The sequence below is a fragment of the Saccharopolyspora sp. 7B genome, assembly GCF_020177435.1.
Taxonomy (GTDB): Bacteria; Actinomycetota; Actinomycetes; order Mycobacteriales; family Pseudonocardiaceae; genus Saccharopolyspora_C; species Saccharopolyspora_C gregorii.
In genome coordinates, this window is sequence record NZ_JAIUKC010000092.1 from 1 (window position 1) to 20602 (window position 20602).

Here is a 20602-nt window from a genome sequence, read left to right on the forward strand (position 1 = left end):
GACCCCGACTCCCCGGGCCACCCCGACTCCCCGAGCCGGCCGGACGATGACGACTGAGCAGGCGCGCCGCGGCACCCGCGTCCCCGCCCGCGCCCAGATCATGGGCTGGATGCTGCTGGTGCTGGTCGTGGTGCTGACCGGGATCGTGCTGCTGGTCTGGCGGTTCCTGCACAACGAAGCGATGAACAAGGTCACCGCCGCCCTGGAGCAGGAGGGGCACGAGTTCGTCAACTTCGCCCACGTCGGCCGCGATCCCGCCACCGGCGTGCCGATAGGCGACCCGGAGGTGCTGTTCGAGACCTACCTCGGCCAGCAGTACCCGGACGCGTGGGAAGCGCTCATCGGCACCTGGGACACGCCCACCGGCCTGCAGATGCGGGTGCAGTCGCAGGACAAGGGCACCCGCGCGGCGGTGCACGACCCGGGCCTGCTGGAACGCATCTCGCACTCCGCCGCCCGGGAGGGCACCGCGCGCTCCAGCGCCGGACCGCTGCGCTGGGTGAAGGTGGAGGTGCACACCCGCGACGGCGGGCACGCCTGGTTCATCACCGGGCACTTCACCGCCGCCGACGTGTCCGAGGTGCACGAGGTGGTGCGCACCTTGGTCCTGGTCAGCGCGTTCGGCGTGCTGCTGGCGGCGGCCTCGTCGTGGGTGGTGGCCGGGGCGATCCTGGCGCCGGTGCGGGTGGTGCGGCAGACGGCCGCGGAGATCAGCGAGCACGACCTGACCCGCCGCATCCCGGTGGAGGGCCGCGACGACATCGCGGCGCTGGCCTACCAGTTCAACGCGATGCTCGACCGGCTCGAATCGGCGTTCAGCACGCAGCGCCAGTTCGTCGACGACGCCAGCCACGAGCTGCGCACCCCGATCACCATCGTGCGCGGGCACCTCGAACTGCTCGGGGACGACCCGGAGGAGCGTGACGAGGTGGTGCGGTTGTGCACCGACGAGCTGGACCGGATGACCCGCATCGTGGAGGACCTGCTGATGCTGGCCAAGGCGGACCGGCCCGACTTCGTGCACCCCGCCGAGGTGTCGCTGGCCGAGCTCACCAGCGACATCGACGCGAAGGTGCGCTCCATCGCGGACCGGCGCTGGGTGCTGGAGAGCATCGGCGAGGGCGACGTGGTGGTGGACGCGCAGCGGCTCACCCAGGCCGTGGTGCAGCTGGCGCAGAACGCGGTGCAGCACACCGAGGACGGCTCGGAGATCCGCATCGGCTCGGCGCTGAGCCTGGGCCGGTTGACGCTGTGGGTCACCGACCGCGGGCCGGGGGTGGACCCGGCCGAGGTGGAGCAGATCTTCGCCCGGTTCGCGCACGGCAGCGGTCCCGGCCGCGGTGGCGCCGGGTTGGGGCTGGCGATCGTCGCCGCCATCGCCGAAGCGCACCAGGGGCGGGTGCGGGTGCTGTCCGAACCCGGGAACGGGGCCACCTTCGGCCTCGACCTGCCCGCCTGGCCGGGCGCGGTGCCCGGCCTCGTCCCGCCCGCGACCACCGAGGAGGCCAAACCGTGAGCAAGATCCTGATCGTCGAGGACGAGGCGCGCATCGCGGCGTTCCTGGAGAAGGGGCTGCGCGCCAACGGCTTCGGCACCTCGGTCGCCGGGGACGGCGCCACCGCGCAGGAGCTGCTGCTCGGCGGCGACCACGACCTGGCCGTGCTCGACCTGGGGCTGCCCGGCAAGGACGGGTTCTCGGTGCTGCAAGCGGTGCGTGCGCAGCGGATCACCCTCCCGGTGATCATCCTGACGGCGCGGGACTCGGTGCACGACACCGTCGCCGGGCTGGAGGGCGGCGCCGACGACTACATGACCAAGCCGTTCCGGTTCGAGGAGCTGCTGGCGCGGGTCCGGCTGCGGCTGCGCTCGGCGGACCGCGCGCCGGACGTGGCGGTGCTGCGCGACGGCGACCTGTCGCTGGACCTGCGGACCCGGCGCGCCCAGCTGCCGGACGCGACGGTCGACCTGACCGCCCGCGAGTTCGCGATGCTGGAGCTGTTCCTGCGGCACACCGGCCAGGTGCTGTCCCGGGAGCAGATCCTGTCCCACGTGTGGGGCTACGACTTCGACCCCGGTTCGAACGTGGTGGACGTGTACGTGCGGGCGCTGCGCCGCAAGATCGGCAGCGAGCGGATCCGCACGGTCCGCGGCATGGGCTACCGCCTCGGTTCCTGAGACCCGATCCGGTCGGTGGCGCGGTTCCGGGGGCCGTCGGCGTCACCCTGGGTCGCGGTGGCCGGTGCCCGTTCGGGACGCCCGGCGGTGCCGTGGTCGCGCTCCGCACCGAGTTGTGCACACCTGTGGACAACTTCGTCCACACCTGTGCACAACCGGTCGCGGAGCGGGTGCCGCGCACCCCCGGGAGCTCGGGGAACGGAGTTGTCCACAGGCTGTGGAAGGAATGTTTGCGCTGGCCCGGTGGTGCGGGCGCGCGTTCACCGGCCGGTCGTCCCACGGTTCCGCGCCGGACCGCCACCGGCCCACCACCACCGGCCCGGCGCACGGCCCGCGGGCCGCCCGTCCACAACCCCCGCGGCGCCGGGAACGACCCGCCCCGACGTCCGGCACCGCCCCTCCGGCCTCACCCGTCCCAGCAGCGTCCCGTGCCCCAGGGTGACCACCTCACCCCCCGCGCAGCCCCGGCGGAGCGGCGGACCGCCCGCCTTCGCCGCTCCCCAGCGGCCCGTTGCTGTTTCTTGTCAGCGGCGAAGCCGATGAGCGGCGACCACGTACCCAGGCCGACCACCCGCGGGTTCTCAGCGGTTCCCTCGCGAGGACAGCGATTTCTCCTGTGGCGGAGCCACCTCTGAAATCGATCCCGCAGCGAGGGGGCCGCTGAGGTTCCGCCACCCGACCACGACGCAGACCGAGTTCAACGGCAGAACACTCAGCCGACGGGGAGCCTGCCCACGCCGCGCCAGGAGATCCCGGCCCGCCGCAGCACGTCCGGGTCCAGGTGGTTGCGGGTGTCCACCACGACCGGCCCGGCGAGCAGGCCCGCCACCCGCGGCCAGTCCAGCGCGCGGAACTGCTGCCACTCGGTGAGCACGACCAGCCCGGCGGAGCCCTTCGCCGCTTCGTACGGGTCGTCCACCAAGGTCACCACGTCCCGCAGCGGCGCCTCGTCGCCGCGCAGCCCCGGGTCGCAGGCCACGAGTTCCGCGCCGCGCGCGGCCAGCAGCTCCGCCACCGCCAGTGCCGGGGAATCCCGCAGGTCGTCGGTGCCCGCCTTGAACGTGAGGCCCAGCAACCCCAGCCGCACCCCGTCGAGCGAGCCGGCCACGCCGACCCCGCACGCGTCGGCGACCTTCGCGACCATCTGCTCCCGCTGCCGCGCGTTCGAGTCGATCGCGGCGCCGAGCAGTTCGAAGTCGAACCCGACGGACTGCGCCACCTGCAGCAGCGCGGCCGTGTCCTTGGGCAGGCAGGAGCCGCCCCAGCCGGGCCCGGGCTGCAGGAACGACTGCCCGATCCGCCGGTCGTAGCCCATGCCCTCGGTGACGTCCGAGATGTTGGCGCCCAGCCGCTCGCACAGCTCCGCGACCGCGTTCACGTAGGACAGCTTCGTCGCGAGGAAGCAGTTCGCCGCGTACTTGACCATTTCGGCGCTCGGCGCGTCGGTGAGCACCGTCGGCGCGCCCAGCCGGGCGTAGAGCGCGGCGACCCGCTCGGCGGCGTCCTGCGAGGCGGAGCCCACCACGATCCGGTCCGGGTTCAGGAAGTCGTGCACCGCGGAGCCCTCGCGCAGGAACTCCGGGTTCGACACCACGGCCACGTCGGGGCGGCCGACGAGCTCGGCGACCCGCGCCGAGGTGCCCACCGGCACCGTCGACTTGCACACCAGCACGCACCCGGCCGGCAGCTCGGTGGCGACCTCGGCGACGACCGATTCGACGGCGGCCAGGTCCGCGCCACCGCCGGAGCCCATCGGCGTGGGCACGCACAGGAACACCACTTCGGCGTCGGCGACCGCACCGGCCGAGCCGAGCACGAACTCCAGCCGCCCGGCCGCGATGCCCTCGGCGACGAGCTCGCCCAACCCGGGTTCGAGGATGCCGACCTCGCCGCGGGACAGCCGGGCGACCTTCGCGGCGTCCACATCGCTGCACACCACCCGGTGTCCCAGCGACGCCAGGCAGGCGCCGGTCGTCAACCCGACGTACCCCGTCCCGACGACCACGATCCGGCGAGCGAACACGGCGACCTCCACAGCGGCGGCCCGACCGGGAAATCCCCAGTTCGGGAAGCTGACCTCGCTCGAATCGTGGCACACCGGCCGGGCGGGGAAGGCCGCTTCGGCAACTGTTCACGCGCTGCTGCTCGGGTGGTGACGCAGCGGTGCACGGCAGTTCACGACCCGATCAGTACTGCACAACCGCGCCCAGTACTGGTTGACTACGAGCGCATCGCGATCGACACCGAGGAGAGACCCATGCAGATCACCGGCACCGCCGCCATCGTCACCGGCGCCGCCTCCGGGCTCGGCGCGGCCACCGCCCGCGCGCTCGCCGAACGGGGCGCGCACGTGTTCGGCGTGGACCTGCCGGACTCGGTGACCGCGGCGCCGCCCGTCGACGGCATCACCTACACCGCCGCCGACGTCACCGACGCCGACCAGGTCGGCACCGCCGTCGAGCAGGCCGCGGGCGCCGGGGTGCCGCTGCGGATCGTGGTGAACTGCGCCGGGATCGGGCCGTCCGCGCGGATCAGCGGCAAGCAGGGCCCGCACGACCTCGACCTGTTCCGCAAGGTCCTGGAGATCAATCTGCTGGGCACCTTCAACGTGCTGCGGCTGGCCGCCGCGGCGATCCGCGAGACCGAACCCGACCGGGAGGGGCAGCGCGGCGTCGTCATCAACACCGCCTCCGTCGCCGCCTTCGACGGGCAGATCGGCCAGGTCGCCTACGCGGCCTCCAAGGGCGGGGTGGCGAGCCTGACGCTGCCCGCCGCCCGCGACCTGGCCTCCGCCGGGATCCGGGTGATGACCATCGCTCCCGGCATCGTGGACACCCCGATGCTGGCCACCGTCAGCGAGGAGTTCCGCGCCGGGCTCGCCGCCGGGGTGCCGTTCCCGAAGCGGCTCGCCGTGCCGGGCGACTACGCGAAGCTCGCGGTCGGCATCGTCGAGCACGACTACCTCAACGGTGAGGTCATCCGCATGGACGGCGCGCTGCGGATGCCGCCAAAATGATCAGCCAGGTGATCCGGATCGGGGAGGGCGCTCGCGAATGGGCTCGATGAAGGCCGTGCAGTACTGCAAGGTCGGTTCCAGGCCGGAGGTCGTCGAGATCCCCGTCCCCGAACCGGGCCCCGGCCAGGTGCTGCTGCGCGTCGAGGCCGCGGGCGTCTGCCACTCCGACTTCACCGTGATGAGCTGGCCCGCCGAGGGCTTCCCGTACCCGCTGCCGCTGACCCTCGGCCACGAGGGCGCGGGCACCGTCGCCGCCGTCGGGCGCGGCGTCACCGCGGTGGCCGAGGGCGAGCAGGTCGCGGTGTACGGGCCGTGGGGCTGCGGCGGCTGCCGGCAGTGCGCCACCGGCATGGAGAACTACTGCACCCGCACCGCCGAGCTCGGCGTGGTGGCGCCCGGGCTCGCCGCCCCGGGCGCGATGGCCGAGTACATGGTGGTCGACGACCCGCGGCACCTGGCGCCGCTGGACGGGCTGGACCCGGTGGTGGCGGCCCCGCTGACCGACGCGGGCCTCACCCCGTACCACGCGATCAGCCGCTCGCTGCCGAAGCTGGTGGCGGGCAGCACCGCCGTGGTGATCGGCGTCGGCGGGCTCGGGCACCTCGGCGTGCAGCTGCTGCGGGCGCTGACCCCCGCCCGGATCGTCGCGATCGACCTGGCCGAGGAGCCGCTGGAGCTGGCGCGGCGGGTCGGTGCGCACGAGGTGCTGCGCTCGGACGAGCACGCCGCCCGGCGGGTCCGCGAGCTGACCGGCGGGCGCGGCGCCGAGCTCGTCGTCGACTTCGTCGGCGCGGAACCCACGGTGCGCACCGCGGCGGAGTGCGTCGGCATCGCCGGGGACGTCACGCTCGTCGGGGTCGGCGAGGGCCGGCTGCCGGTGGCGTTCGGCGCGGTGCCGTTCGGGGTGTCGGTGGCGGCGCCCTGCTGGGGCGGGCGCGCCGAGCTGCTGGACGTGCTGGCGCTGGGCCGCTCCGGCGCCATCTCGGTGCACACCGAGACCTTCCCGCTGGAGCAGGCACCCGAGGTCTACGAGCGGCTCCACCACGGGGACATCACCGGCCGGGCGGTCCTCGTCCCGTGATCGGTCCGGCCGGACCGGGTCAGAGGTCCTCGGTGAACGGGATCTCCCCCGCTTCGGGCGAGGTCATCCAGCGGCGGACGGCGAGGGTGGCGCGGACGTCGTCCTCGTTGTACTCCAGCAGCCGCCGCCGCTGCGACGGCTCGGGCCGCTGCCCGTCGAGGCCCACGGCGTCCCGGTACCAGCGCATCGAGTTCTCCCCGCTGGCCTCCGGGTCCCGCCAGGCGAACCCGGCGCTGGGCGCGATCACCTTGAGCCCCTTGCCCTGCGGGCACAGGAACTGGTCGCGGACGGCGGCGAACAGGTCGACCCACTCGCCGGAGCCGATGAACCGGCGCACCTCGGACACCTCGGGGATGCCGGGCTTGCCCGCGAACCGCTCGGCGGAGGACAGCATCCAGCGGTTCTCGGCGAGCTCGTTGTAGCAGTAGGCGCGGAAGGTGAGGCCGCGCGCGTGCGCCCGCTCGCGGACGGCGGTGAACCAGCACCAGAACTCGGCGAACGAGCGGGCCTCGTCGTCGGAGGGCAGCGGGTCCCAGGTGACGAACGCGCGGTAGCCCGGTTCCTCGTCGACGTCGACGCCGGAGAGCCAGCAGCCCCACATGTAGGCGCCGGAGTCGGCGTAGCTCTCCATGTCGACGTCGATCTCCACGTCGGCGCGCGGCACGTCGAGCTCGCGGACGCGGCGGACCAGCGGGAGGTCGCGCAGCCACGCCTTCGCCAGCAGCACGGCCTCGGCGGTGCGGGCGGCGCCGAGCGCGGTGCCCGCGCCCCGCTCGGGGGTCATGGCCGCGAGGTCGTCGACGGTGTGCACGTCGGCGCCGCGCAGCGCGGTGGCGTCCTCGCCGCGCACGACGAGGCTCACGTCCCGGGCGTCGCGCAGTTCGGCCGAGCAGGTCGGCCACCACGGGCAGCCCTTGCACTCGGTGACGCGGGACGGCAGGGCGAGCGGTTCGGCGCCGGTCGCGGCGGCGGTGGCGACGGCGACCCGGTCGGTGAACCGGGCGTCGTACTCGGCGAGCGCGGTGCGGCCGCCCGGCCAGTTCGGGGCGAGCAGGTCGTGCCAGACGACGACGTCGCCGTCGACGCCGATGACGCCGCCGGTGGGGTTGCCGGGCGCGGCCATCCCGCACGCGGCGAGCAGCCGCACCAGGTGGGCGAGCCGCAGCTGGTCCCGGGGCTGGGACCGCACCTTGCGCCGCGGGTCCCGCCGCGCCGAGCCGGGCAGCGGGTCCTCCACCGGGGAGGTGCGGGCGCCGTTGCCGGGGTCGGTGGTCTTGTGCCGCACCACCAGCACCGGCAGGTAGCCGGAGTCGACGCGCACCAGCAGGTCGATGCCGCCGAACCGGCCGGCTTCGGGGTCGGCGGGCAGCTGCGCGCCGGAGATGAAGCGGACGCCGTCCCGCATCGCGGTGAGCGTCTCCCGTTCGCGCTGCCGCCTGCTCGCATCGCGGGGGACGCGCGCCCAGGACTCGCCGAGCGCGGCTTCGAGCCGGTCGGCGATGGCGCGGCGGTGGTCGGCGGCGTCGCTGACGCGCTGCTCGATGCCCGGGTCCACGGGTGCTTTCGGCAGGTCGCGGGCCTGCGGGTCGTTGTCGAGGTGCACCCTCCTGCGGCATCGCGTGACCACGCCCGCGTCGAGCAGCACCTCGTTCTCCACGCCCCGCAGCGTAGGCCGTGCCCCCGACGATCGCGCCCATCACCCCGGTGACGCAGCTGCACGAGTGGTGACTCGGCGTGCACATCTGGTAGATCACTCGCGCTTCCGGTCAACCGGCAGCCGCCGCCGCGACTCCTTACAGTGATCCGCGAGCGAGGTGAAGCCCCAGGTCGGGGCATCGGCACGGCGCGGACCGCGCCGGAACAGCAGGAGGCGGCGATGACGCGACGCGAACCGGCCACCGCAGCACTGACCACCGAGGTGCTCGACACCGAGCCGCTCACCGGCGGGGACACCGGCGGGGACGTGCGCTCGGCCGCCAAGCAGGTCAAGAAGGTCGCCAAGCTGGAGGCGAAGGCCGCCCAGCAGCGGACCAGGACGGCCAAGGAGGGCACCAAGGCCGTCAAGCAGGGGGCCAAGGCGGAGACCAAGGCCGCCAAGCAGGAGGCGAAGGCCGCGGCCAAGGCCGCCAAGCGGGACGAGAAGGCGCGCAAGAAGGGCGAGCACGGCCGGTTCACCCCCGGCGACGCCCGCAAGGCCGTCGGCGTCGCCAAGATCCTCGGCCCGGCGCTGGCCCCCTACGCGTGGCAGGCGTTCACCGCCGCGCGGGACGGTTACGACCGGGCCCGCGCGCGGCGGCTCGGCGTGCCCGTCGACGACCTGGGCCGGTTCACCGGGCGCGGGGCGGCGCTGCACGCCCGCATCGCCGGGGACGCGGAGGCGCTGCGCGACCTGCGCACCCGCACCGGCGGCCGCAGCGCCGCCGAGATCTCGCTGGTGGAGAAGTTCGCCGACCAGGCCGAGAGCAGGCTGGGCCAGCTCACCAGCGCCGTCCGCGCGGCCGAGCACATGCCCGCCCCGCGCCGCCGCGCCGCGCACCGCGCGGTGACCGGTGAGCTGGACCGCATCGAGGCCGACCTGCTCCAGCGCCTCGGCGTCTGATCGGACCGGGCAGCACGACGGCCGGGCCGGTCGCTCCACGAACGGAGCGACCGGCCCTGCCGCGTCGGAGGCGGGTCGTCAGAGCGTGACGAACCCCTGCTTCACCATCCAGTCGCGGGCGACGTCGGCCGGGTCCCGGCCGTCCACGTCGACCCCGGCGTTGAGGTCCAGCAGCTCCTGGTTGTTCAACCGGTCCGAGATCGGCTGGAACACGTCCTCCAGCTGCGGGTACTTCTCCAGCATGTCGACCCGCACCGTGACGGCCAGGTTGTAGCGCGGGAAGAACTTCTTGTCGTCCTCCAGCACCTTCAGGTCCAGCGCCTGGATCCGGCCGTCGGTGGTGAACACCTCACCGAAGTTGCAGGCCTTGCCGGTCGCCGTGGCCGTGTAGATGGTGCCGGTGTTCAGCGTCTCCACCCGGCCCGGATCGACCGCGAACCCGTAGGTCTCCGCGACGCCCGGCATGCCGTCGTTGCGGCTGGCGAACTCGCTCTCCAGGCAGAACGACAGCTCGTCCGGCTTCTCCTGGCCGAGCCGCTTGAGGTCGGACAGCGTGTGCACGCCGAGCCGGTCCGCGTTCTCCCGGTTCAGCGCGAGCGCGTAGGTGTTGTCCGAGTTCAGCGACGGCGCGAACCAGGTGACCCCGTTCTGCTCGATGTCGAGCTTGCGCACCGCCTCGTACTGGGCGATCGCGTCCGGGATCGGGTCGGTCTTGCCGTTGTAGCTGATCCAGGACGAGCCGGTGTACTCCCACACCACGTCGATCTGCTTGCTGACCAGCGCGTTGCGGGCGCTCGCGGAACCGGTGATGTTGCTCAGGTCCCGCACGTCCGCACCGGCGGCCACCAGCGCGAATTCGGCGATGTAGGCCAGCACGATCTGCTCGGTGAAGTCCTTGGAGCCGACGGTGAGCGGGACGCCTTCCAGCTCCGGGACCAGCTTGATCGAGCCGGGCCGGACGCTCAGCGGCACCGACGAGCCCGAGCTGAGCCCGCAGCCGGTGAGCGCCGCGCCCGCCGCGGCGGCCGAGAACAGCTTCAGCGCGCCTCGGCGGGACATCGGTGTTCCACGCATCATCGGAGCCCCCTCGGTGACAGGTACCGCTCGGCGAGCCCGCCGAGCCAGTCGACCAGCAGGGCCAGCGCCATGGCCAGCACCGCGCCGACGGAGAGCACCGTCCAGTTGCTCAGCTTGTACCCGGTGTCGATCAGCTCGCCGAGCCCGCCCGCGCCGACGAACCAGGCCAGCGTGGCGGTCCCGACCGCCAGCACCAGCGCGGTCCGCAGCCCGGCCAGGATGAACGGCACGGCCAGCGGCAGTTCGATGCGGACGAGCACCGAGAACCCGGACATGCCGATACCGCGCCCCGCGTCGATCAGCGACGGGTCGACCTGCTGGAGGCCGACCAGGGTGTTGCGCAGCACCGGCAGCAGGGCGTACACGGCGATCGGCAGCGTCGCGATCCAGAACCCGGTGGTTCCGTTGGTGAGCAGGAAGAACAGCACCAGCAGACCGACCGACGGCGCCGCCTGGCCCATGTTCGCCAGACCGATGATCAGCGGGCTCACCCGCCGCGCCCACGACCGGCTGAGCAGCATGCCCAGCGGCACCGCGACCAGCACCACGATCAACGCGACCGCCACGCTCATCAGCAGGTGCTGCCAGGTGAGCGTGAGCAGCGTGGAGGCGGTGATGTTCCGACTGGTGACGACGTTGTCCCGGTGGGTGAACGCCACGCCGACGACGACCACGACCAGCAGCAGCGCCACGAGCGGCTGCGCGAACAGGCGCAGCCGTTCCGCGGTGCGGGACCCGGAGTCGGCGGCGTAGGAACCGCTCATGACCGGTCCCCGGCGTCGGCGGGCTGATCGGCGTGGTCGTCGGCGTGCTCCTCGCGGAGGTCCTTGATCGTCGTCATCACGGTGTCGATGTCGACGACGCCGACGTACTCCCCGCGCGACCCGGTGACCACGGCGACGCCGTCGTCGTCGGTGAGGATGGCCTCCAGCGCGTCCTGCAGCGTGGAGGCGGGCGAGACGCTGTCCTCCACGGCGCGGCCGGCCCGCTCCAGCGAGGAGACGGCACCGGCTTCGCGGGCGGTGGCCCAGCGCAGCGGCCGCTTGCGGCGGTCCAGCACGAGGCCGATGGCGCCGCGCCGGGTGCCGAGGCGTTCCTGCAGCGCGCTGGGCTGCTCGTCGATCCCGGCGGTCGGCACCTGGCCGAGTTCGATCTCCCGCACCCGGCGCAGCGTGAGCTGCTTGAGCGCGGCACCGGCGCCGACGAAGCCCGCGACGGTGTCGTCGGCCGGGTTCGCCAGGATCGCCTCGGGCGTGTCGTACTGCAGGATCTTCGACCGCTCGCCGAGCACCGCGATGCGGTCGCCGAGCTTGACGGCCTCGTCGAAGTCGTGGGTGACGAACACGATCGTCTTGCCCAGGTCGGCCTGCAGCCGCATCAGCTCGTCCTGCAGCACGCCGCGGGTGATCGGGTCCACCGCGCCGAACGGCTCGTCCATCAGCAGCACCGGCGGGTCGGCCGCCAGCGCCCGGGCCACGCCCACGCGCTGCTGCTGCCCGCCGGAGAGCTGCCGCGGGTAGCGGCCGCGGTACTCGGCGGGGTCCAGGCCGACCAGGTCGAGCATCTCGTCGACCCGCTCCACGGTCCGCTGCTTGGTCCAGCCGACCAGGCCGGGCACCATGCCCACGTTCTCGCCCACCGTCATGTGGGGGAACAGCCCGGCCTGCTGGATCGAGTAGCCGATCTCGCGGCGCAGCTTGTCCGGGTCCAGGCCGAGCACGTCCTGGCCGCCGATGGTGATCCGGCCCGAGGTGGGCTCGATCAACCGGTTGATCATGCGCATGGTGGTGGTCTTGCCGCTGCCCGAGGGGCCCACGAACACGACGGTCTCACCGGCGGGGATCGTCATGGTGACCGATTCGACCGCGGACAGCTTCTGGCCCGGGTACCGCTTGGAGACCTCCTCCAGGCGGATTTCGACGCCGTGACCGCCGGCGCGGTCGTCGGTGTCGGGCTTGTTGTTCTCAGCCACGAATACCTCTCGAAGTCGTCAGGCGTCCGAGCAGCACGAACACCGCGTCCAGCAGCAGCGCCAGCACGATCACGCCGAGCGTGCCCGCGAGCGCCATGTTCAACGCGTTCGCGCTGCCGAGGCCGGACAGGCCGCTGAAGATCAGGTTGCCGAGGCCGGGCCCCTTCGCGTACGCGGCGATGGCGGCGATGCCCATCAGCATCTGGGTGCTCACCCGCATGCCGGCGAGGATCCCGGGCCAGGCGAGCGCCAGTTCGATCCTGGTCAGCACCCGGAACCGGTTCATGCCGATGCCGCGCGCGGCATCCAGGATCGGCTGGTCGACTGTAGACAGCCCGACGATGGTGTTGCGGACGATCGGCAGCAGCGCGTACAGCACCAAGGTCACCACCGACGGCGCGACGCCCAGCCCCAGCACGGGGATGAGCAGGCCGAACAGGGCGAACGAGGGGATGGTCAGCACTGCGCTGGACAGGGCGGTGGCCACCGCGGCCCCGGCGGGGCTGCGGTACACCGCAACCCCGACCAGGACGCCGACGATGGTCGCCAGCACGATGCACTGCACCACCATGCTGGCGTGCTGGTAGGAGTCCACCAGCAGTTGCTGCCACCTGGAAGCGACGTAATCCAGGAAACTCACGTGGTGGCCGCCCCCGGTTTCGCCGCCGACTCGCCCGAGCCGCCCTCGGCGCCGTCCTCCTCGGTCTCCGCGGGAGTCGTGACGAGCTGGAACTCGCCGTCGTGCTCCTCGGTACCGGCGATGACGGCCTGCTCGAGGACCTCGGCGCCCTTCTCGTCCCGCAGCGTCATCTCATCGCTGCGCAGGTCCTTGGTGAGCGCCACGCACAGCAGCACCATGACGATCGCGAACGGCAGCGCACCCATGAACGTCAGGTTCTGGATGCCCGAGAGGGCGTCGTCCTCACCACCGCCGATCACCAGCATGATCGCGGCGACCGCACCGGTCGCGGCACCCCAGAAGATGACCACCCAGCGGCTCGGCTCGATGGAGCCGCGCTGCGAGAGGGTGCCCATGACCACCGAGGCGGCGTCGGCACCGGACACGAAGAAGATCGCGACCAGGATCATCACCAGCACCGAGGTGACCAGCGGCAGCGGCAGGTGCTCCAGCACCGTGAAGGTCTGCGCCTCGGCGCCGCCGTTGACGATGGCCGGGTCGGCCTTGCCGGTGTCGATCGCGGCACCGCCGAAGATCGCGAACCAGATGAGGCTCACCACGCTGGGCACCAGCAGCACGCCGCCGATGAACTGGCGGATCGTGCGGCCGCGGCTGATCCGGGCGATGAACATGCCGACGAAGGGCGTCCAGGAGATCCACCACGCCCAGTAGAAGACCGTCCAGCTGGACAGCCACGAGTGCATCTCGTCGCCACCGGTCGCACCGGCGCGGGAGGCCATCTCGCCGAAGTCGCTGATGTACGCGCCCAGCGAGGTCGGCAGCAGGTTCAGGATCAGCACGGTCGGGCCGGCCACGAACACGAAGATCGCCAGCACCGCCGCGAGCACCATGTTGATGTTCGACAGCCACTGGATGCCCTTGGAGACGCCGGACACCGCGGAGGCGATGAAGCAGATCGTCAGCACGACGATGATCAGCACCAGCAGCACGGTGCTGGTCTGCCCGATCCAGCCCGCGGCCTGCATGCCCGACTGGATCTGCAGCGTGCCCAGGCCCAGCGAGGCGGCCGAGCCGAACAGCGTGGCGAACAGCGCCAGGATGTCGATCAGCTTGCCGATCGGGCCCTCGGCGTTGCGCTTGCCGATCAGCGGCATGAACACCGCGCTGATCAGCTGCTTGCGACCGCGGCGGAAGCTGCTGTACGCGATCGCCAGCCCGACCACCGCGTAGATCGCCCACGGGTGCAGGGTCCAGTGGAACAGCGAGGTCGCCATCGCGGTGCCCACCGCCGCGTCGGTACCGCCTTCGACGGTGCCGGGGGGCGGGGTCATGAAGTGCGTCAGCGGTTCGCTGACGCCGTAGAACATCAGGCCGATGCCCATGCCGGCGCTGAACATCATGGCGATCCAGGAGATCGTCCTGAACTCCGGCTTCTCGCCGTCAGCACCCAGCGGGATGCGCCCGTACCGGCTGAACGCCAGGAACAGGGCGAAGATGACGAAGCCCGTGGCGGCGAGGACGAAGCCCCAGCCGGTGTTGGTGACCAGCCACTCCAGCGCGCTCTCGGCGAAGCCGCTCAGCGACTCGGTGCCCACCGACCCCCACGCCACCAGGATGAACATGATGGCGGCGGTGACTCCGAAGACGGTCCAGTCCGTCCTCGGCTTGCCGATGAACTCGGGTGACCCCGATGGTTCCGTTGCGTGGCCCGACGAGCCACCCTCTCGTAGATCTGCTTCAGTCGACACAGGTTCCGGCGCCCGAACTCGCGACGCCCCCTCCTCTCCGTACCTCACGTCACGACGGCCGGAACACTATTCACCTGTCACTGTCTGCTCGTGCAGGAAGAATTCCCGACCGTCCGCAACCCATAAACCGTGACCCATTCGGCGGATCAAGGCAAGCTCACTTGCGCTCAGCGTGGCCGAACCGACATCTAGGCTGGACATCCGTGGCGACCCGTTCCATCCCTGCGCGTGGCGCTGCTCGTGCGCTGCGCGGGCTGGTACTGACGGCCACCTCGGCGTCACTATCAGTAGCCGCACATGCAGCCGCGGGTGGTTCCACACCCGATCTCGGAACCACCATTTTGATCACCGCCTTGTTGTCCGGAGCCGGGTTGGCGCTCGCCGACCGCAGGCGAGGGTTGTGGAGCATTGTAGGGGCAGTCGGTGTCGGGCAGGTGTCACTTCACTTGTTCCTGCAGCTAGCGGCCTCGCACTCGGACTCGGCACCCCTGCGCGGACTGCCACTGGACCCCGTTGCGATGACCCTGGGTCACGTCCTCGCGGGGCTCCTGGTAGCCGTCCTGCTGCACCGGGCCGAGGATGCACTCTTTGTAATCGTTTCAACCTTAAGGCTGACGCTTCCGCGGAAGATGCCAGCGCCGTTACCGCCTGTAACGACCAGATTCGCGATCTGCCTCCCGGCGGAGCCGCTCCTCCTGATCGAACAACTGATCCGGCAGCGGATCCACGCTCTGCGCGGACCGCCGGAACCGCCGAACGGCGGACCGGGATGACACCGAACGGCACCCGGATCGTTGCCCATTCGTATCCCCGATCGATTCGCAATTCTTGAATTGATGTGCGAAACCGCACAGATCAGGAGTCCAGATCTCCATGTCCACAACTCGATCTCTGTTCCGCACGACCGGCGTCACCGCCGCGATCGCATTCACCGCGATCGCCGGGGCGGGCACCGCCGCCGCGCACGTCAGCGCGACCCCCGAGCAGGCGGAGCAGGGCGGCCACGCCAAGATCGCGTTCCGGGTCCCGAACGAGCGGCCCGACGCGAGCACCGTGCGGGTGCACGTCGCGCTCCCCCTCGACCACCCGCTGAGCTCGGTGCGCACCAAGCCGCTGCCCGGCTGGACCGCCGAGGTGCGGAAGGTGCGGCTGGACCGGCCCGTCGACGTGGCGGGCGCCCAGGTCACCGAAGCGGTCTCCGGCATCACCTGGACCGCGCGCCCCGGCACCGCCATCGCGCCCGACCAGTTCCAGGAGTTCGAAGCCACCCTCGGCACCTTCCCCACCGACACCGACCGGCTGCTGCTGCCCACCGAGCAGACCTACGACAGCGGCGAGGTCGTGCGCTGGGACCAGCCGCCTGCCGCGGACGGCTCCGAGCCCGAGCACCCGGCACCGGCGCTGGCCCTGGTCGAAGGGGACGGCTCGGGCCACGGGCACGGCTCGGCGCCGGACGGCACCGGGCACGACGGCCACGAGGACGCGGCGGAGGCCGAACCGGCCGGAGCGGACGACACCGCGCGGGTGCTCGGCGGTGCCGGGCTCGCCGTCGGCGCGCTCGGGCTCGGACTCGGCGCCGGTGCGCTGCTGGCCGCCCGCCGCAAGAACGGGGGCCGGGCATGAGGCGACTGCTCGCGATCACCGCGCTGACCTTCGCGGCGCTGCTCGGCGCGGCGGGCCCCGCGTTCGCGCACAACACCCTCGTCGGCAGCGACCCCGCGGAAGGCGCGCAGCTGAGCTCCGGCCCCGCCGAGGTGCGGCTCACCTTCGACCAGCCGGTGCGCTCCGGCGAGGGCTACAACACGATCACCGTCGTCGGCCCGGACGGCAGCTTCTGGACCGACGGGCAGGTCCGCGTCGAAGGCACCGAGGTCGTCGCGCCGGTGCGCCCGCTCGGGCCGGCCGGCGAGTACACGATCGGCTACCGGGTGCTGTCCAACGACGGCCACCCGGTCAGCGGCAAGCGCGGCTTCACCCTGACCGAGGCGGGCACCGGCACCCCGGCGCCGCCGCCGGACGCCGACCGGGCCGAGCCCGACTCGGGCGGCGGGATGCCGATCTGGCCGTGGATCGCGGGGGCCGTGGTGCTCGTCGCGCTCGGCCTGGTGCTGGCGCTGCGGCTGGGCAGGTCGGGCGAGTAGCCGACCGGGCGGGCCGCTCCGGAAGGGGCGGCCCGCTCCCGCTCGGGAAGGTGCCACGTTCGGCGGTGCAGCGGCCGCCGAGCCGAACTAGAGTCGGACGATGCCGCGGAGCGCGCCCCCAGGAACGCCCGCGGCACTTCAGCCCGGCCGAACTCCGGGCTCGTTTTCCGCTGGGTGGAAAAGATCGGTTCGTCGCCGAACGGTCATTCGTGCTCGGTGAGCTGCTGCGCCCCGGACGAGGAGAGCGACTCCAACCGGCCCAGCGCACCCCGGCCGCGGCGTTCCAGCTCGCGCCGGCTGATCCAGCCGTAGGAGTAGTGCCGGTAGGCCTGGCTCAGCTGCACGAGCTCCGCGAGGTGGTCCACGGCGCGCTGCCGCGCTTCCCCGCTGAGCCCCGGCACCAGCCGGACCTCGCTGTTCACCACGTCGTCGAGCACCCGCGCCGAGTCCAGCGCCTTGCGCCCGCGCCAAGTGAGCTTGCGCCGCATCCGCGCGACGTTCCTGGTCATCACGTCCATCCGGGCCCCCCGTGCCGCAGACACTCACACATACGTATTACTTCAGACCTCGCTCGTCACCAAGAATCACCGACACGGCCCCCGCTCGTCGATGAACTTCGCCCGATCGTACGCATCAACCGCTACCTGTAGGGCTCCCACTGAGCCGCTGCGTCACCCTCCCGCATCGAGCGCAACCGGCTCCGCAGCTGGTCGCGCACCCCGGGGTTGCTGCGCAGGATCGGCAGCACGCTCACGGTGATCTTGAGCTCGCGCAGGTCCCGCAGCACCGGGAACCCGGACCACGCGGTGACGTCGAAGCCGTAGACCTCCGCCAGCCGGTGGTACCGCTCCGCGGGCGCGCCCAGCCGGAGCATGCCCACCGCCATCGGCGTCAGGTCCCACTCCGGCTGCCCCACGCACAACGAGTCCAGGTCGCACAGCAGCGGCCCTTCGGGCCCCGCGATCAGGTTGCCCAGGTGCGCGTCGCCGTGCACCACCGACGGCGGCAGCGGGAAGTCCAGCTCCGCCAGCCGCGCCTCCACGTCGTCGCAGCGCTGCTCCAGGAAGGCCCGGTCCGCTGCGTCCAGCTCCTCGGCGTCGGCCAGCCTCCGGCGCACGTCCGGCATCGGCTGCCAGCGCGGCAAGGTCGAGGGCTGCGGCAGGTCGTGCACCTGCCGCAGCAACCGGCCCAGGTCGGCGCCGTCCGGGGCGGGTCCCACCTCCGGGACCGCCTGCCACAACGTCGCCAGGTGCCCGCCGGTGCGCACCGGCTGCGGCACCCCCGGCAGCAACCGCACGGCGGGAACCCCGTGCTCGGCGAGCAACCGGCCGGCCTCCACCACGTTCACCGCGCGGTAGGCGAAGGACGGCGCGAGCACGATCCGGACGATCACCGGGTGCTCGCGCAGCAGGAAGACGCCGTTGTTGACGAACCGCACCAGCCGAGCGCCCCGCGGGTCGAGCCCCGCGGCCGCGCACACCTCCGCCAGTGCCAAAGCCAGTTTCGGCCGCGTGTAGCGGCCCTCCGCCGAGCGGGTCCCCGACGTCATCGGGGGCCAGCCCGGTCGTGCCGCTGCACCGCGCCCGGGAAACCGGCGCTGACCTGATCGCGCGAGGACCGCGCGCCGAACCGCCTGCCGCGCACCGGTCTCACGCCTCGCGGAAGCGGCGGATCTCTTCGGACAGGTCGCGGGCGTCGGAGTTCATCCGGTGCCGCCCGGCTTCCAGCTCCAGCGGCTTGAGCCGGTCGGCGACGCGGGCCGACTTGACCTTCTCGCCGATCTGCAGCGCCGACCGCCCGACCTTGATGCCCTCCTGGAGGTCACCGGCCCGGATGTGGTTGGTGGCCTGCAGGCTCAGCCCGAAGACGTGGGTCCGCTGCATGTCGGCGCCGTACGCCTCGTTGCACTTGATCGTCTCCGCGACGGCGAGCGGCGCGTAGCGGTCCGGATCGAACACGGCCAGCGCGTCGTGCGCCGAGCCGATCATCCCGTGCAGGTCGTTCTCGTTGAAGAACCGCACCCAGTCCGGGGCCTCGGCCACGTTCGCCCTGGCGAACTCGTCCTTGGTCCGGCCGACCATCTTCTGCACCTGGTCGGGCTTGTTGAGCATCCCGTAGGCCCAGGCCTCGTTCGCGCACAGCACCGCGACCGTCAGCGAGGAACCGGATTCCTGCGCGGCGATCTGGCCGAGCTGGAACAGCTTCAGCGCCTCGTTCGGTTCCTGGTAGTGCAGGTAGACGCGCCCCATCCGGTACAGCACGCTCGCCACGAGGCTGTCGTCCTCGGCCTGCTTGGCGAACTCCAGCGCCTTGCCGAAGTGGCCGCGCGCCGGGTCCAGCAGACCCGTGTCGAAGGAGGTCCAGCCCGCCAGGCTGTGCATGTCCGCCAGCGACACGTAGAGCTTGCGCTTGACCTGGTCGGACGCGTTGGCGTCGAGCAACTGCTGGGCCCAGGAGAGCTGGGCGACCACGGCGTCGCGGCAGGTGCCGCCGCCGTAGCGGTAGTCCAGGTCGCGCAACGCCTTGGTGGCCGCCTGGATCTGCTGCACGTCGGTCATGCCGATGCGCATCGGAGCAGGCGTCTGCACATTGCTCGGCACCCAGGTGCTCTCCTCCGTCCCGAAGACCGCGGCACCCATGGTCACCGCGGCCGCGTGGGACAGGAACTTCCGACGCTTCACCGACTCGTCCTCCTCAGCCTGGGGGCCGCTGTTCGACTTCGCGACCCTCATTGCCGTCGCCCCGTCGTAGGCGAGGCCCATGTACCCCCTCGGTATCCCGAGGCCGTCGGCGATTCGGGCCAGCACGTCATAAGCCATGACCTGGCGGCCCTTCAGGATCTCCGAGACCTCGGACTGCGACTGGCCCGTCGATGCCGCGATCTGGCGCTGCGAAACCCCGATCCGGCGCAGTTGCCGGTAGATCTCGCTGACGTTCCGCGCCGCCAACGCGTCCCGCATCTCACGGCCGTCCCAGACGTCTCGTGTAACGGGCGAGCCGTTCGAACCGATGGTGTTCATTTAGACCCCCTCACACTCTGCACGGGCGTCGGTCGCAGAGTAAGGGCACTTCGACGAGCCGGTGAAGTGCGTATCGGCAGAGGTGATCGGTGGGGGTGAAGTCCACCGACCGTTCGTCGTCGCCGTTGAGCCGGTCATCGCCTACCGGCTACCGCCCGCGTTCGACGCATTCCAATCTAGTCATCGGTAGCAACCGAGCACGGAGAGGAACCCGAACGGCAGTGGACGGGATGACGGAGTCCGACCCCCGGGGCGGCGTGGAGGTCACCGCGAACGCGGCGGTGCCCGAACAGGCCGGTTCCGCGGCGGGATCCCCCGACCGCCGTCGTTGGTGGCGGGTGCTGTGTCGCGACGTGGGGCACATCCGCCGCTACCTCACCGTGCTGGTCAACCGGGACAGGGTGGTTCTCGTCGGACCGCCCGGCCGCACCGTGGTGCTGTCGACCGATGGAGTCGGCGAGTTGAGCAGCGCACTACGGCGGGCCGCTGAGCAGGCGAGAAAGTGACGGTGAGGTTGCGGTGGACGAGATCTTGGGTCAGGTGCTGCGCAACGCGGTGTGGGAGCGGCTCGACGTGCTGAGCGAGCTGGCGAACCGCGCGGACGCCCCGTCCCTGCTGTCCGTGGCGCGTTCCGAACTCCCCCGGCTCACCGAGGGATGGCGGACGCTGCTGGCCGCGCACGACACCGACGACAAGGGCAACTGCATCGAGTGCTCTTCCCGATGGCGACCCCGCAGCGCACCGTGCTCGGTGTGGCGCTCGGCCTACGAGCACCTGGTCGCGGGAGCCCTCGCACCCCGTCCCGCACGGCACCAGCGACCGGCGCACGAGCTGCGCCCGGCGGCGCCGGTGCCGTAGACCGGCGGTCGCTCGGTCCCCCGGTCAGCACCACTCCCTCCCCGAACCGGACGGATCGAGCCACCGCCCCGGTGGCCGGCGAACCATCGCCGTGCACCCCCGACCACTGCAGTGGTCGTCGGCCACCACACAACTTCCAATTCCACAGTGGACGTGCTGGCGGCGCCCCGAAGGTCTCCTGATCCCCGAAGGCGTCCGGGCTCCCCCGAAGAGCTCCGATCCCCGCCCCGCTCCGAGTTCCCCCGAAGGACTCCGCGAGCTCAGGAGATCCGCCG

The 20602-nt window shown here is 72.0% G+C and carries 19 protein-coding genes; 9 read left to right on the forward strand and 10 right to left on the reverse strand.

Translation table 11 applies throughout. The annotated features are described in order from the left end of the window. Positions 1 to 46: 46 nt before the first annotated feature. Positions 47 to 1516, forward strand: coding sequence for a cell wall metabolism sensor histidine kinase WalK (locus LCD33_RS15510; protein ID WP_224962089.1), 1470 nt, complete (start codon positions 47 to 49; stop codon positions 1514 to 1516). After that, positions 1513 to 2175: a response regulator transcription factor gene (locus LCD33_RS15515; RefSeq protein WP_224966687.1), complete on the forward strand. Its 663-nt coding sequence runs from the start codon at positions 1513 to 1515 to the stop codon at positions 2173 to 2175. The genes LCD33_RS15510 and LCD33_RS15515 overlap by 4 nt, the downstream gene beginning before the upstream one ends. Positions 2176 to 2887: 712 nt before the next feature. Here LCD33_RS15515 and LCD33_RS15520 read toward each other — a convergent pair. After that, positions 2888 to 4198, reverse strand: coding sequence for a UDP-glucose/GDP-mannose dehydrogenase family protein (locus LCD33_RS15520; protein ID WP_224962093.1), 1311 nt, complete (start codon positions 4196 to 4198; stop codon positions 2888 to 2890). Between the two features lie 234 nt (positions 4199 to 4432). Here LCD33_RS15520 and LCD33_RS15525 point away from each other — a divergent pair, with 234 nt between their 5' ends. Next, positions 4433 to 5191, forward strand: a complete 759-nt coding sequence (locus tag LCD33_RS15525) for an SDR family NAD(P)-dependent oxidoreductase (protein WP_224962095.1) — start codon at positions 4433 to 4435, stop codon at positions 5189 to 5191. A 46-nt stretch (positions 5192 to 5237) separates the two neighbouring features. Then, positions 5238 to 6272, forward strand: coding sequence for an NAD(P)-dependent alcohol dehydrogenase (locus LCD33_RS15530; protein ID WP_224966686.1), 1035 nt, complete (start codon positions 5238 to 5240; stop codon positions 6270 to 6272). A 19-nt stretch (positions 6273 to 6291) separates the two neighbouring features. On the opposite strand, the gene LCD33_RS15535 is transcribed toward LCD33_RS15530, so the two are convergent. Beyond that, a complete protein-coding gene (locus LCD33_RS15535; RefSeq protein ID WP_224962099.1) occupies positions 6292 to 7929 on the reverse strand; it encodes a TM0106 family RecB-like putative nuclease in 1638 nt (545 codons plus the stop codon). A 219-nt stretch (positions 7930 to 8148) separates the two neighbouring features. Here LCD33_RS15535 and LCD33_RS15540 point away from each other — a divergent pair, with 219 nt between their 5' ends. Further along, a complete protein-coding gene (locus tag LCD33_RS15540) occupies positions 8149 to 8871 on the forward strand; it encodes a DUF6474 family protein (protein ID WP_224966685.1) in 723 nt (240 codons plus the stop codon). 78 nt (positions 8872 to 8949) lie between these two features. On the opposite strand, the gene LCD33_RS15545 is transcribed toward LCD33_RS15540, so the two are convergent. The 5 genes from LCD33_RS15545 to LCD33_RS15565 are packed head-to-tail and all read right to left on the reverse strand — an operon-like array spanning position 8950 to position 14233. After that, positions 8950 to 9930 (reverse strand): glycine betaine ABC transporter substrate-binding protein, encoded by a 981-nt coding sequence (locus LCD33_RS15545; RefSeq protein ID WP_224966684.1) that lies wholly within the window; start codon positions 9928 to 9930, stop codon positions 8950 to 8952. 14 nt (positions 9931 to 9944) lie between these two features. Then, positions 9945 to 10712 (reverse strand): ABC transporter permease, encoded by a 768-nt coding sequence (locus LCD33_RS15550; protein ID WP_224958791.1) that lies wholly within the window; start codon positions 10710 to 10712, stop codon positions 9945 to 9947. Continuing rightward, positions 10709 to 11920 (reverse strand): ABC transporter ATP-binding protein, encoded by a 1212-nt coding sequence (locus LCD33_RS15555; protein WP_224958792.1) that lies wholly within the window; start codon positions 11918 to 11920, stop codon positions 10709 to 10711. The genes LCD33_RS15550 and LCD33_RS15555 overlap by 4 nt, the downstream gene beginning before the upstream one ends. Next, positions 11913 to 12560, reverse strand: a complete 648-nt coding sequence (locus tag LCD33_RS15560; protein WP_224958793.1) for an ABC transporter permease — start codon at positions 12558 to 12560, stop codon at positions 11913 to 11915. The genes LCD33_RS15555 and LCD33_RS15560 overlap by 8 nt, the downstream gene beginning before the upstream one ends. Further along, the gene (locus tag LCD33_RS15565) at positions 12557 to 14233 is read right to left on the reverse strand and encodes a BCCT family transporter (RefSeq protein WP_308011284.1); all 1677 of its coding nucleotides are present in this window, start codon (positions 14231 to 14233) and stop codon (positions 12557 to 12559) included. The genes LCD33_RS15560 and LCD33_RS15565 overlap by 4 nt, the downstream gene beginning before the upstream one ends. Positions 14234 to 15181: 948 nt before the next feature. On the opposite strand from LCD33_RS15565, the gene LCD33_RS15570 reads away from it, so the two are divergent. Both LCD33_RS15570 and LCD33_RS15575 read left to right on the forward strand, forming a co-directional pair. Further along, the gene (locus LCD33_RS15570; RefSeq protein WP_224958796.1) at positions 15182 to 15931 is read left to right on the forward strand and encodes a YcnI family protein; all 750 of its coding nucleotides are present in this window, start codon (positions 15182 to 15184) and stop codon (positions 15929 to 15931) included. Beyond that, entirely contained in the window at positions 15928 to 16449 is a 522-nt protein-coding gene (locus LCD33_RS15575; protein WP_224958798.1) for a copper resistance CopC family protein, read from the forward strand. Before LCD33_RS15570 ends, LCD33_RS15575 begins: the two co-directional genes overlap by 4 nt. Positions 16450 to 16652: 203 nt before the next feature. Here LCD33_RS15575 and LCD33_RS15580 read toward each other — a convergent pair whose 3' ends face one another. The 3 genes from LCD33_RS15580 to LCD33_RS15590 all read right to left on the reverse strand — a co-directional run bounded on the left by LCD33_RS15580 (position 16653) and on the right by LCD33_RS15590 (position 19469). Continuing rightward, entirely contained in the window at positions 16653 to 16958 is a 306-nt protein-coding gene (locus LCD33_RS15580) for a hypothetical protein (protein WP_224958800.1), read from the reverse strand. 131 nt (positions 16959 to 17089) lie between these two features. Next, on the reverse strand, positions 17090 to 17998 hold the full coding sequence (locus LCD33_RS15585; protein WP_224958802.1) for a phosphotransferase enzyme family protein: 909 nt from the start codon (positions 17996 to 17998) through the stop codon (positions 17090 to 17092). 100 nt (positions 17999 to 18098) lie between these two features. Beyond that, on the reverse strand, positions 18099 to 19469 hold the full coding sequence (locus LCD33_RS15590; protein WP_224958804.1) for a helix-turn-helix transcriptional regulator: 1371 nt from the start codon (positions 19467 to 19469) through the stop codon (positions 18099 to 18101). A 230-nt stretch (positions 19470 to 19699) separates the two neighbouring features. On the opposite strand from LCD33_RS15590, the gene LCD33_RS15595 reads away from it, so the two are divergent. Further along, a complete protein-coding gene (locus LCD33_RS15595) occupies positions 19700 to 19975 on the forward strand; it encodes a hypothetical protein (RefSeq protein WP_224958806.1) in 276 nt (91 codons plus the stop codon). A 13-nt stretch (positions 19976 to 19988) separates the two neighbouring features. Continuing rightward, the gene (locus tag LCD33_RS15600; protein ID WP_184483943.1) at positions 19989 to 20327 is read left to right on the forward strand and encodes a hypothetical protein; all 339 of its coding nucleotides are present in this window, start codon (positions 19989 to 19991) and stop codon (positions 20325 to 20327) included. The last annotated feature ends 275 nt before the right edge of the window (positions 20328 to 20602 follow it).